This window comes from Haloimpatiens lingqiaonensis (assembly GCF_901447495.1).
Taxonomy (GTDB): Bacteria; Bacillota; Clostridia; order Clostridiales; family Clostridiaceae; genus Haloimpatiens; species Haloimpatiens lingqiaonensis.
The window spans coordinates 1-12236 of the sequence record NZ_CABDWS010000009.1; the positions used below are offsets into that span (position 1 = coordinate 1).

Annotated in this window: 10 protein-coding genes; all 10 read right to left on the bottom strand. The window is 30.2% G+C overall.

Annotated features, from left to right (window positions below; all coding sequences use genetic code 11):
• Positions 1-280: 280 nt before the first annotated feature.
• The 10 genes from FGK85_RS03000 to FGK85_RS15555 all read right to left on the bottom strand — a co-directional run bounded on the left by FGK85_RS03000 (position 281) and on the right by FGK85_RS15555 (position 12181).
• A complete protein-coding gene (locus FGK85_RS03000) occupies positions 281-1231 on the bottom strand; it encodes a kinetochore Spc7 family protein (RefSeq protein WP_138203629.1) in 951 nt (316 codons plus the stop codon).
• A 96-nt stretch (positions 1232-1327) separates the two neighbouring features.
• Positions 1328-1639 (bottom strand): hypothetical protein, encoded by a 312-nt coding sequence (locus FGK85_RS03005; protein WP_138203631.1) that lies wholly within the window; start codon positions 1637-1639, stop codon positions 1328-1330.
• A 162-nt stretch (positions 1640-1801) separates the two neighbouring features.
• Complete coding sequence (locus tag FGK85_RS03010) at positions 1802-1990, bottom strand: hypothetical protein (protein WP_138203633.1); 189 nt, start codon at positions 1988-1990, stop codon at positions 1802-1804.
• Positions 1991-2074: 84 nt separating this feature from the next.
• On the bottom strand, positions 2075-3859 hold the full coding sequence (locus FGK85_RS03015) for a DNA methyltransferase (protein ID WP_138203635.1): 1785 nt from the start codon (positions 3857-3859) through the stop codon (positions 2075-2077).
• A 126-nt stretch (positions 3860-3985) separates the two neighbouring features.
• A complete protein-coding gene (locus FGK85_RS03020; RefSeq protein WP_207670510.1) occupies positions 3986-6229 on the bottom strand; it encodes a DUF4268 domain-containing protein in 2244 nt (747 codons plus the stop codon).
• A complete protein-coding gene (locus FGK85_RS15470; protein ID WP_207670511.1) occupies positions 6226-6933 on the bottom strand; it encodes a DUF262 domain-containing protein in 708 nt (235 codons plus the stop codon). Before FGK85_RS15470 ends, FGK85_RS03020 begins: the two co-directional genes overlap by 4 nt.
• A 26-nt stretch (positions 6934-6959) precedes the next feature.
• On the bottom strand, positions 6960-7844 hold the full coding sequence (locus FGK85_RS03025; protein ID WP_138203637.1) for a GIY-YIG nuclease family protein: 885 nt from the start codon (positions 7842-7844) through the stop codon (positions 6960-6962).
• Between the two features lie 36 nt (positions 7845-7880).
• On the bottom strand, positions 7881-10493 hold the full coding sequence (locus FGK85_RS03030; protein WP_138203639.1) for a DEAD/DEAH box helicase family protein: 2613 nt from the start codon (positions 10491-10493) through the stop codon (positions 7881-7883).
• Positions 10494-10496: 3 nt separating this feature from the next.
• Complete coding sequence (locus FGK85_RS03035; protein WP_243122790.1) at positions 10497-11834, bottom strand: site-specific DNA-methyltransferase; 1338 nt, start codon at positions 11832-11834, stop codon at positions 10497-10499.
• 74 nt (positions 11835-11908) lie between these two features.
• Complete coding sequence (locus FGK85_RS15555) at positions 11909-12181, bottom strand: site-specific DNA-methyltransferase (protein WP_243122791.1); 273 nt, start codon at positions 12179-12181, stop codon at positions 11909-11911.
• Positions 12182-12236: the final 55 nt, after the last annotated feature.

The window sequence follows — 12236 nt, forward strand, 5'->3', positions numbered from 1 at the left end:
ATCCATAGCTTTCCTAATCAACTTATTAAATAAGTAAAATTTGCTTTATATAAATTTTGCCTCTTAATGATAATTCCAAAGCCATTGTTTAACTTATATTAATTAGGTATAATTATAATTATAATTGCAATGGAACTCATTAGTTAGTAATGTAGTATAACTCACAAATTATACTATAATCTAAAATATATTGGAAAATATAAAAATAATTCAACTGGGAAGCGAGGGAAATATGAATGAAATTAAAGTATCATTACTATGCACTATATGCACTATGGGGCTATCTAATATCAAATACCATATGCCTCTTTTTTCTGTATAATTCCTCAATAGTACTTGTAACTTTTTCTTCTCTTCTTTTCAAATTCCTTATTAACATTTCTACTTTATCATAGTTATCCAGTACTTTTTTTAGAAAATCCTCTATCTTAGACTGAACATATAAATCTGCAAATAAACCATCAAAAAAATAGTCTGCAAAGGTTGCAAATTTTCCTATATTTATATCTACATATTCAATATCCATTGGGAAATTTTGCATATAACTTATTTGTCTTTCAAGTTCTCTCATTCTATCTTTAACCCTATACAAATCCTTTTCTGCCTTATTTATATGTGAGTGTTTTACCATGGTAGATATAGCTCCACTCCCTATTATATCTACGGTTCCCCAACTCTTTGCATCTTTCAAAGAATTTATTACCGTATCCATACTATATAGCACACTCCATGCAACTGATACAACTTCTCTTATTTTTTTAACATATGCCTCCATATCCGCTATTTGTTCACGTATATCCATAATTTCTTTTGAATCGCTGTCTCCCTTTTCTAAAATAATTCTCTCTTTTTCCTCAATAATATTATTATATTCTAGTTCCAGATTTCTTAATTCATATATCTCATGTTCACTGCTATATATTTTCTCTTTAAGCTGCTGTACATACTGAAAGCACTGCTCATATTTAAATTTAGCAGCCATATATTCCTCCTGTTCCTTACTTAATTTTTCTTCCTTCTTATTAAGAATAGTATATAATAAATTGTTAAAGCCCGTCTTCTGAAGTTTTTCTACATCCCTTTTTTCCTTATTCAAAACTTTCTCAAATCGTTCTAATTTTTCCTTTTCCCTTTTTATTTCTATTTGTAACTTTTTTAGCTCTTCCTTTACTTTTTTATTTTCTTCAATTTTCTCCTTTAATTTAATTAATCTTTCATTCAAATTTTCCATATTAACACCCCTTATTTATTACCATTTCCCCTTAATACCTATTTTACCATATTTTTAAAATAAACACCTCAGCTAATAAGCTAAAGTGTTTATTTTTTAATTTTTCTTAATCTTATATACCATATAATTGTACAAATCTTTTCTCATTTTAAAAATCTGAAAGGCAAAATCCACACCTGGATATCCCACACACTCTAATATCCCATGATTTCCTATACAGTTACTTTTACCTGCTATACTACTGGCGTAAGATGTGCCACTGATAAAAATCATACCCATTGATGTAATGGAAGCTATTTTAAGTCCTTTGTTCAAATGTATATTTTTACACTTAATTTTAAACATACAATTATTATAAAATTTTTGAATGCCTTTTCTTGGCATACTTAAATTAATAACACAAATCATAGAGCAAACCTCAAAAAATTGTTATTTATTATTATATGCTAGATGCAATTTTTTGGTGCTAGGCTACTACTTTTATGTTACTTTGTACTTTATGAATTTCCTAGGATTTTTTTATACTAAATATTTAGATACATTCAATATTTTTTAAAAGATGTAGCTATCCTAATATAACTTTAGTAAGCTAGAACATGCACTTCTTAGTATTTCTACCCCTGCAAAGCCTTCCGTTGAATAATGACCCACTATAACTTTATCCATAATTTCAAATATACTTGAAATCAAATAATTCATTAATATAGGAAAAGCCAATGAATTAATTGTTTTAACATACTTATTTTTTATTTTTTTCATAATCGTCTCTCGCTTTCATTGTAATAATACTAATAGAAAGAGAGAACAGTTTTCACTGATATATATAATCTCAAAAGATTGCTATCAATCATTATTAATATAACTTTTGTATAAATCAAACAAAAACTTCATTCTATTAAAGTCATTATAAAATTTTTGGGATCTATAACATTTGTCCACCGCTTTATCAAGTTCCTTATGAACTTCACAAAGCTTATAGGGTGTTATAACTGGATTATATAATTGTGCTAGCGATTGATCTTTATACTCTTCTCTAACCCTCAATAGCCTCTTTACAGTTTTTTCCACGCAAAGCATTTTTTCATAACTAGGGTTTTCTGGCCATGGGAAATTATTATACACAAGTTTATTTGAATATCTAAAGTCACTTTTTATTCTACCACATATTTGCCTTACCCATGCCATATGCATTTCGGACATTAGTACCCCAAAGTGATATAAATCAGCATTTTTGATAATACAACATGAGTCCGCTGCAATATATTCATCACTAAAAAAACCCATGGGAATATATTTTCTCTGTTCTGAGGAATGTCTAGGTATTAATATATAATTTCCTTTTTCCTGTCTTATTTCTCCAAATAAATAAGGATAATCCGCTAATTTTCTTGTAGCCCCTCTTTTGCTAGATAATCTACTCTCTTTAACCCTTTTAACCAAATTATATACTTTAGGCATATCCACAATTTCTGAAGGCTTAGCATCTTTTAACCATAAACACCATCTTTTCTCATCATGCAAAAATTCTCTTGCACTAATAAAACGTCTAAAAAATTTTTCTGCCTTGGGCTCTCTTAATAGAAATTCATTTTTTTCCTCATCAGTAAAGAGAAAATTTCCATTGTCATTAGGCATATTTCCAAAATTAATCTTAGGAACTTTACAAATAGGTTTACTTCTATTTTCTATTATAAAATCATCTTGTTCTAAAAGATATGGATTTATCTTTTTTACCTTAATCTTCATTGGATTAGAATTTGGTATTTCGTAATCATATATTACCTTATTCAAACTATTAATATACGAAAACCCAATTATTACAACATATACCTGAGCATCTTTTCTATATTCATTACTCCATTTAAATGTCCTATGTGCAAAATTTATTTTAATATTCTTTTTCAGTAAATACTTCCACAATACACTTACTTGTTCCCCTTGTACAATTGAATTTGTTGAAATAAAGGCCACCTTTATATTTGTATTTTTAATAAACTCTACAGTCTTAATATACCAACAACAAACATAATCCAGTAACCCATAATTTGTAACTTCTTTACATATTGCTTGCATGTCTAAGTTTTGCTGCTTATCCCTATTTTTCTTTGATATAAATGGTGGATTTCCTACTATATATGTTAATTTTTCTCTAGGTATGATTTCATTCCAATTAACTTTTAAAGCATTTCCATTTATTATATTAGCTGCCTTTTTCAAAGGAAACCTAACAAAATACTCACCAAATTCTTGTGACAATTCCATATTCATTTGATGATCTACTAACCATATTGCAACCTGAGCAATATTCGCTGCAAACTCCTCTTTTTCTATACCATACATACAATCAACATCAATGCAATCATAAAGTATATTTATATCCACTGACATTTGAACAAACATGTTATCATTTACATATAACTCTTTATAAATTTCTAATTCTAACCTTCTTAATTCCCTATAAGCAATAACTAAAAAATTTCCACACCCACAAGCAGGATCTATGTTCTTACCGTCTTTAATACAATTCTGAAAACCTAGATTGTGTCTCAGTAGGTTTTGAATAGCAGAAAAACCCTTGATAACAAGGGATTCTGTTGTTTTATATACATCTAAAGTATAAATTTCTATAGATCAATTAATAAATAATGCTAAAATCAATCTTTGCTCTTCTTTGTTTTTTATTTTTGAACACACCTTATCTGTACTTTATAGAAATAATTAAAAAGTATAGGCAAAATTAAAAGATATAAGTCTTTAATTTGAGTACTCTTCAACAATCTTTTCAACATAAGCTAATCTTCCACGACCTAGGGCGGCATAATAAGTAGCATGCTTTCTACAAGCATCAATAGCTTTTTTTAAAGCTAACTCTCCATAATCTTCATAAATCGCCTTTAAAAAATATCTAGTAGAGTATTCATTAAGAGTTCTTGTATATCTTTCGCCATTCATCATTGCATAAAAAGCTGAAATATAATCTCCAGCTGAGCCAGAATTCATATTTACTCTATCTGCAATTTCATCTCTACCTTCCGTTCTTCCTAACTTTCCTTCAAATACCTTTTTAGAGACATCATAAGCGTAAGCTACCATTTCACTAGTAATACTAGAATTATTGGCATTATCTACAGATAGAATAGAAGCTGTATCAATTTCTTCTAATGTCGATTTTAATTTATCATATTGTGAGATTAGCCAATTGAAATTTTCTAAATATAGTTCTGGGTTAAACACATCTGTTTCTATAGAATGAAGTATCCTTTTTGCGGTGCTAGTTTTACGGCTTGTATACCACTCAAGTTCAGATCCATACATGCTTTCTATTTCATTCCTTAAAAGCTCTAGCCTTTTAAATGTCTCAGGTTGATGAACATAGATACCAATGCGTAAAATATTTTGTTTCATAATTTGAAAAAAGATATAGTATTCACTATTTCCAATAGCTACGTCATACCAATTTACATGAGCGGGTTTTTGAGAGGCTATATCCTTCCCTCTATCAATTGACTTACAATAATCAACAAAACTCCTCCAAAAATTGAGTCGTTGCTGTTGGAGGGCTGTTAACCCTTCCTTTAAAAATGAAGAGCTCTTATCTGTTTTAGGTAAATCATTTGTTGTAGGCTCTGGAATTTCTGGCACTTCATCTCTCTCTTCATTAACAAAATCAATGTGGAGCAACTCATTTTTTTGTTCTACTGTAAAGTCGAGACCCCACCTATTCTCCATAAATTCTAAAAGCTTTAAACCTCTATTTAAAATAGCTTCAGGAGTCCAGTCTTCTTCTATAGCCACTTCTATCTCTGAATGTGATCCATTAATATAACCTCTTCTTTTTGATGAAGGATTCTTCTTATCGGGGAAACTATCATTTTGCAAAGAAGAATTTATGCTCTGTGCAAGGGGTAATAGATTACCTAAACTAGCAGACAAAATCTTTATTTCCTCTTCATTAAAATGACGGAATTGATTACGCCAATACCATTTAGTTGGTGTTTGAGGCAAAATATGTTCAATTGTAATTTTGTCTTTTTCAACCTTAGAAAACATCTGCCAGTCTATTTTTTGAATATTGTTTTTAGTAGATAAGTGGCTTTCATATTCGTATAAAAAATATCTTAAATCTCGCCAACCATAAAAGCCTAAACCCGAATCAAAGCGTCTATCTGTTCTAGCTATAAAGCTTGTTATAATTGGATTTAAATCATTATCTATTGTCTCCATTAAATCATCTGCCACAGATTTCAAGCTTGTTTTTCTATGTAAAACATCTCTTGCCTTATTATAATAATAGCTACTTTTATAGCTGGCATTATATCCCGCCATTCTAAAACAAAGAAATATGAAACGTTCTATCTCTTTAAAAAGTAAAACACGTTCCTCCGCTTCAACTTCATTTTTGAGAGACAAAGATATAGCAACTAGTGGTCTAAAATATCCAATTCCAATTCTATTTAATTTATTTATCCATTGCTTTTCTTCAGCAGATAATTCATCACTATCATGAGGAAAATAAGTGTAATACCAGTACTCTGCAATTTCCTTAAGACTACTTACATAAGCATTTATCTCACTTGGAGCTAATTTGCTTACTAGGATAGTTTCCTCTTCCGTATTTTCAACTACATCCTCATCATCAAAATCTTCATCCTCAGTTTGAGGTTCAGCTATTTCATTATCAATTGTAACAGGATGCTTATCAAATACATTTTTTGAAGAAAATTTATTCAATAAAAACTTAATATAGTCATCGCCTTTTCTACGTGTATACTGAAAGTAGACTGTCCAATGAGCCCTTAAAAATTCATCATCAGCTAAGGGGTGGTTTTGATTTCTTCCTAGCTGATAATATACTTCTTTCCAAGCATCATTGATATTCTTTCTTAATTGTCCTTTATCCTTATTGTCTAACTGTTCATCATCAAACAAAGTTGTTAAATAGATAAGTCTGTTTTTTAAAAGTTCTAAGTTACTAAGTTTTTTTCCTCTATTATTCATTGTTTCAAGGCCACAAAAACATCGTAATCATCCTCAATTTCATGTAGGTTAAACATTAGTTTTAATGTAAGCCTTTTGTATAGTTTTTCAATACCATCTATGCCTTCTGCTTCAAATAAAGACTCAAGGTTTCTAGCAAAGAACTTTTTTGCATACATAAGATTTTGAGTATAATAAGTCTCAACAATTGTTCCACCAAATTGTTCTTCAAATATTTTATGTTTCAAGTAATTATAGCTAGGATTGTCTAACTCATATCCAAACATATATGTTTTAATCATGTTTTCTGGTGGTCGACTCTTCATTATATACTTTTCTGTAATCGCTTTGACGGATTCAAATCCTATGAATATCTGATCATCCGATTTTTCTTGATTTTCATCTAACCTCTTAATAAAAGATATTATCTCATACATAAGTATAGAAAACGTGGTTAATCTTTGCTGACCATCTACAACATGATATGCCTTATAGCCAATATCAATCAACCAGCTGTCTTCTCCCCATAAGCGTAAACTTTCTTTATTAACCGCTTTTAAAGATAAAAGTCCAGTATAATGATATCTATCTTCATGAAGATTTAATAAATCCTCCCAAAAATCTACTAGTTGTTCTTTTTTCCATGCATATCCTCTTTGATAATCTGGTATTCTAAATAGTCTATTTTGAAATAGTGTTGATAAAGAAATTAATTCATTTGACATTTAGGCACTTCCTCCTTCCAGAGACATTAATCTTCATTGCTTTCTATTTCTTTTAAAGTTCTTCCCTTTTTATCTAACCACATAATCATGCCATTAGCACTGGCATATGTTACAAAACCTGCTGCTGCAGAAGGGCTTGTAAAAAGTATATCCTCTTGAAGCATGCCACTTTTTATCCTATCACTATATCGCTCTCTCAAATTATTAATAGTCTCTGGGCAACTTTTAGTAGGATTAACAGAAACTAACGCACCTTTGTAAACAACAAAGCCTTCATTAGTTCTTCGGCCTTTGGCTTCAGCTTTAGAAGTTTTCAAAAATAATACAGGCTCATCATCAATTTCTACTTCCTTAATTTCTTTATTAGTTGGCTTTTCTTCAAGGGATTCAAATACTCTATGACCGAATGTCCCCATAACTATTTCAGCATACTCTATAAACTCCTCCAACTCACTTTCTTTTTCTTCAGTTACATTACCTGACGTTGGATCGCTATTGTTTTTAACACTATATCTTCTTGCGTTTTTAGCTAAATTAAAAAATCTATTTTCTAAATAGCTTATTTCAGTTGGCCCAAAAGAATTGTTTGAAGTAGTAAAGACAACTGCTTCTGTCCAATAATCTTTGCTATCATCTCTTTTATGTTCCTGCAGACGATAAAGTAAGCCCTCACCATTTTTTCTTGCCCCTGCTTGACCAATGTAGACAATATTTTCTCCCGTTTCATCAGATGTCCCAAATAAAAAGTAAACGCCACTTTGCTTAAGATCTTCCCGCTCTTTACATTTATCAAGTTCTGTTCTAGGTATTTTATAAGCAACACCCGTCCAATTAGCGAGAGTACATTTTATCCTCCCAACAGCTGTCCCATCCATCAGAAATAAGTTTATGCTTTTCCCTCGTACAGCCACAACAAAACCTCCTTTCTACTTTACTAAAGCCAAAATTTAAATTGTATCTATCCATGCAGATACTTTTTCTAAGAAGTCTTCTCTTCGGTATTGATCATTATAAAAAGGTAACCCCATTATTTTATACTCATTTCCAGATATTAAAGTTTTAGAAATATAATGCTTTTCCCCTATTTCATTTAAAAATTCCTCTTTCCATTTATCTTCCTTAAGTAAATGATTCCCTTTAGGTTCAATATAGGTTTGGTAGTTAGATATATTATCACTGTTCTTTTTAGCCACAAAAAGCAGATAATCAGGCTCAAATCGTTCACCATGTTCAAAGCTATAAATAGCAAGTTCGGGTATTCTTTCATTTCTAACTACATAATACTCTAATCCCTTAGCCTTTAATTTTGGTTCAATATCAGTTTTGAAAAATTTAATAAATAATTTTTCTTCACTAGTCCCATAATTATCGTTGAAAACATACCAACTCTCTTTTGATAAATCAATCTGATATTCTGGATTGGGACAATTCACTTGTGATACACCTTTCCCACCATTTTCATCAAGCCTAGATAGATAAATACTCTTATCCTTAATAACAGATTTAATTGCTTTTGGCTCAAATTCAGTCGTTCCAATATATTCTGGTTTCAAGGAAATTATATAGCTTGATACTTTCTCAAATGCTCCTATACAAGCCTTAAATAAATCCCTACCAGTGATGTTTTCAGTAAAATATTTAATCTCAATCGTAGAGTTCCCCAGGTATTCTTCTGAGGTTAAAAATTCTTTCAACGTTTTCACATGCGGGAACTTGCTTTGTATCACACTAAATCTAAGTTCATTAAACTTTTCACTTGCACCAAGCAATACATTATAATCAATATCTTTAAATTTTATAGTTTTTATTTCTGAAGCAGTTGTTGATGTTTTATTATCTCCAATTAAATTTACTACTGCACCTCGGGTTGTTTTTTGTGTATATCTATATACCCTATTTCTAATTCTTTCTTCTAATGATTTTACTTCATCTCTTCCTTTTGGAATACGCTTATTTGAGAATACTAATCCTTTGTTATAAAGCTCAGTATCTTTAAATTCCTTTTTTAGTTTATATTCTAATTTAATAGGATTTTCATCCTGAAGCCCTGTTGCAATTAAAGCCTGTCTTAATTCAGCTATATAACGTGAATCATTTCTGCTATGAAAAAACATAGTTTCTAATATGCGATACTCATTGTTAAGATCATTGTCATATTTTCTTTTAAATCGATTTTGTTCCTCTGAAACTTTAAATGGACAATATCTCGCACCACGACCTATTAACTGAGCCTCTTTTATAGTGTATGCACCGATTTTACCAGCTTTTCCACTTGCTTGTCTCGTATCATAAAGCCTTACTATATCGAATAGATTAAGTACATCCCAACCTTCATTTAACATATCTACAGCAAAAATAAGACGAATTGGATTGTCTTCGTCCTCTAGGGAGTTAACAAGCAATTGATTTTCTCTGCTATTATCTGCAGCTCCATTAATAATAATTGAGTTATCCCTAGTAAAACTACTTTTTAAACTATGTTCTAACAGTTGAAAGCTTGAGTCTTTAGCTTTAAAGTAATCTAATGCTTGTGTAAGTATATCTATCTTTGCGGAATAAAGTTCTTGTATTTCTGAGCCTGTTAAAGAATCTATTTTAGAGAAGAACTCCTCGTAAAAGTCCTCCGATTCTTTAATTTTTTGGGATTTAAGCATAATAACGGGTTTAATATTTAGCTTACAGTCTGCAAAAAGATACTTACGATATTCACTCATAATAAGAGCTATCAAAGTTCTCTCCCATGGTTCACTGTCTGTTCCAAAATTTTGAAAATCCTTAGTGTATCCACTAGACCTAAAGTTAATGAGTGGATAGTTGTAGATTATTTTATCTAGGTATTTATTTTTAACATTTGTATCTTTTAAATCTGCTGTAGCAGTAAATTCGAGCATTATATTGTCTCTATTTCTGTAAAAAGCATTAGTAACAGAATACTCCCAGCTATTTTTAGCTTCTTTTTCCGCTTTTGATGCCCTTTTGGTAAGAGTATTTACATGATGACTTTCATCTGATATAAATACAATTTTATTATTTTCAAAATCTTCATATGTTAAAGAGTTTTCTTTCGGTGTGAATAAATCCATATGAAGCTTCTGTGTTGTAGTAAAGCAAATTTGTATATCTTCCTCTAAATCATTTCCACTAAAATTATCCACCATTTTAATATTAATTTTATTTCCTAAATATTCAATTACATCATTGAAAAGATACTTTGACGATAGAGGATTAGTAAAGTTTTCTTTTGTTTTTTCCAATATATTAGTTTGATTAACAAAGAACATGAAATTACGATACCCTTTAGTATACAAATAAAGAATTAAACCCGCCATAATCACTGTCTTTCCGCTGCCTGTAGCCATGTGAAAAAGATTATGTATTTGTTTATTTTTCCTTAAGTTTTCTTCCTCAAAATAGGTAATAAAATAGCGAAAAGCCTCTTCTTGATACTCACGAAGATGAATATGGGGTGCTAATCCTTTTTCAATTATTTCAGGTATATCTTTTAACTGACCTAGTTCTTTTACAACATTTAATTTTTCATATAAAAACCTTTGTTCCATTAATTAAACCTCCCTTTTATAGAAGGATTCTGTAAATTTTCTATCTTTATCACTAATATTGTATTCTTTATCGTCAATATCAGATAAATTAACATACAGCTTGTTTTTATCTACCAATGCACATAAAGCCATCTTTTTCTCCTCGAGGGTCAACTTTTCAAACTCTACATCAACCGCCTCTAATTCATCTCTCGTAATATATGGAACTATTCTTTCATCTCTATATATTTTTTCTTTTATATCAGTAATTGTTGCATCCGTTGCATTTTGAATTTCATCAATAAGCTCTTTGGAGTTTTCTAGGAGTTCACAATAAACAAAAGATCCCCCACCTTGCCAATCAACCACCTCTGATATCCCACTTTTGTCACCTTCGATAACTCTTTTAAGGCGTGGAATTGTAACTTCATTTATATAATCCATTTGCTCAATCCCTATATATTTACGTTCCATTTTGTGAGCAACTGCAGCTGTTGTTCCTGATCCTAAGTTAAAGTCAAGAATTAAGTCACCTTTATTACTTGAGCAATCAATGATTCTTTTTATTAATCTTTCAGGTTTTTGCGTATTAAATCCTGTTATCTCAGGAGAGTTCACAATTGTTTGAAAGCTAGCTATATCATCCCACACATCTGTTAGCGGCACACCTTTTGCCTCGTCTAAATACATTCTTCTTGTTTTGGTAATTGTTTTATATTTTCTACCATCTTCGTCAACACTTGAAAATCTTTTCAACTGCTCATCTGAATATGGCAAATACTGTTTGTTATATATAAAGTCTTTAGACTTCGTAAAAAACAAAATAGTATCATGCCCTCTTACATAATTATTTACTAAAGATTTATAGCCAGATACACCTTTTAAGACCCAAATTATTTCCCTTTGAAAATTTGACTCTCCGAATACATCATCCATAAGTACCTTCAGATAATGAACTTCATTATTATCAATCTGAACATATATACTTCCATCATCTGCTAATAATTTTTTTGCTAAATCAAGCCTATTTTTCATAAATGTTAACCAGGTCGAGTGATTAAAAGAGTCGTTATATCTGAAGCTATCACTACCTGTATTGTATGGTGGATCGATATATATTAATTTTACCTTACCTTCGTATCTTTTTAATAAGCTTGATAGTGCAATTAAATTATTACCTTTTATAATTAAATTGTCATCATCTTTAAACTCAATATTTTCTTCGATACCTTCCTTTGTATAACGTTTTGCATTTGTAAAAACTTTAGGTGCGAGCATTCTAGTTACTTCATCATTGGCAATAGTCTCGTGGTAGAAGATTTCTTCTCTTTTCTGATCTTCCTTATCTTGACCGCCCTGCAAATAACAATCTTTATAAGGAAAATCTAGAACCACGTCGTTCTTCTGAGAAATGAAGTTCCCATTTGATGTTAAACCTATTTTATTTGAATATCTTGTATAGCTGTCTGGAAGAAATTCTTTCGATTCAATAAGCCATGCAAATTTTGTTTGTCAAAAATTAGAGTATCTTTTACTTTCGTAAAAAATTCTTCCTTTATTCTTTCATTGCTTAACAAAAGAGATAACAACTCTTCATCCATCATCATTATGTCTGAGTACACTTTAGCTTTTAACAAATTGTTATCTTCTGATTGGTACTTATCAGCACCTAAAAGTACCTCTTGTACTATTTCAAAAATATTTTTCATTTTCTATATTCTCCTTCTATTCAAATTTATTTTTTTTTATTTTAATCATTACCCT

Coding starts and splice junctions, on each gene's coding strand:
- FGK85_RS03020 (WP_207670510.1), bottom strand. CDS start 6,229: ATGAATAATAGAGGAAAAAAACTTAGTAACTTAGAACTTTTAAAAAAC.
- FGK85_RS03010 (WP_138203633.1), bottom strand. CDS start 1,990: ATGAAAAAAATAAAAAATAAGTATGTTAAAACAATTAATTCATTGGCT.
- FGK85_RS15470 (WP_207670511.1), bottom strand. CDS start 6,933: ATGTCAAATGAATTAATTTCTTTATCAACACTATTTCAAAATAGACTA.
- FGK85_RS03000 (WP_138203629.1), bottom strand. CDS start 1,231: ATGGAAAATTTGAATGAAAGATTAATTAAATTAAAGGAGAAAATTGAA.
- FGK85_RS03005 (WP_138203631.1), bottom strand. CDS start 1,639: ATGATTTGTGTTATTAATTTAAGTATGCCAAGAAAAGGCATTCAAAAA.
- FGK85_RS03030 (WP_138203639.1), bottom strand. CDS start 10,493: ATGGAACAAAGGTTTTTATATGAAAAATTAAATGTTGTAAAAGAACTA.
- FGK85_RS15555 (WP_243122791.1), bottom strand. CDS start 12,181: ATGAAAAATATTTTTGAAATAGTACAAGAGGTACTTTTAGGTGCTGAT.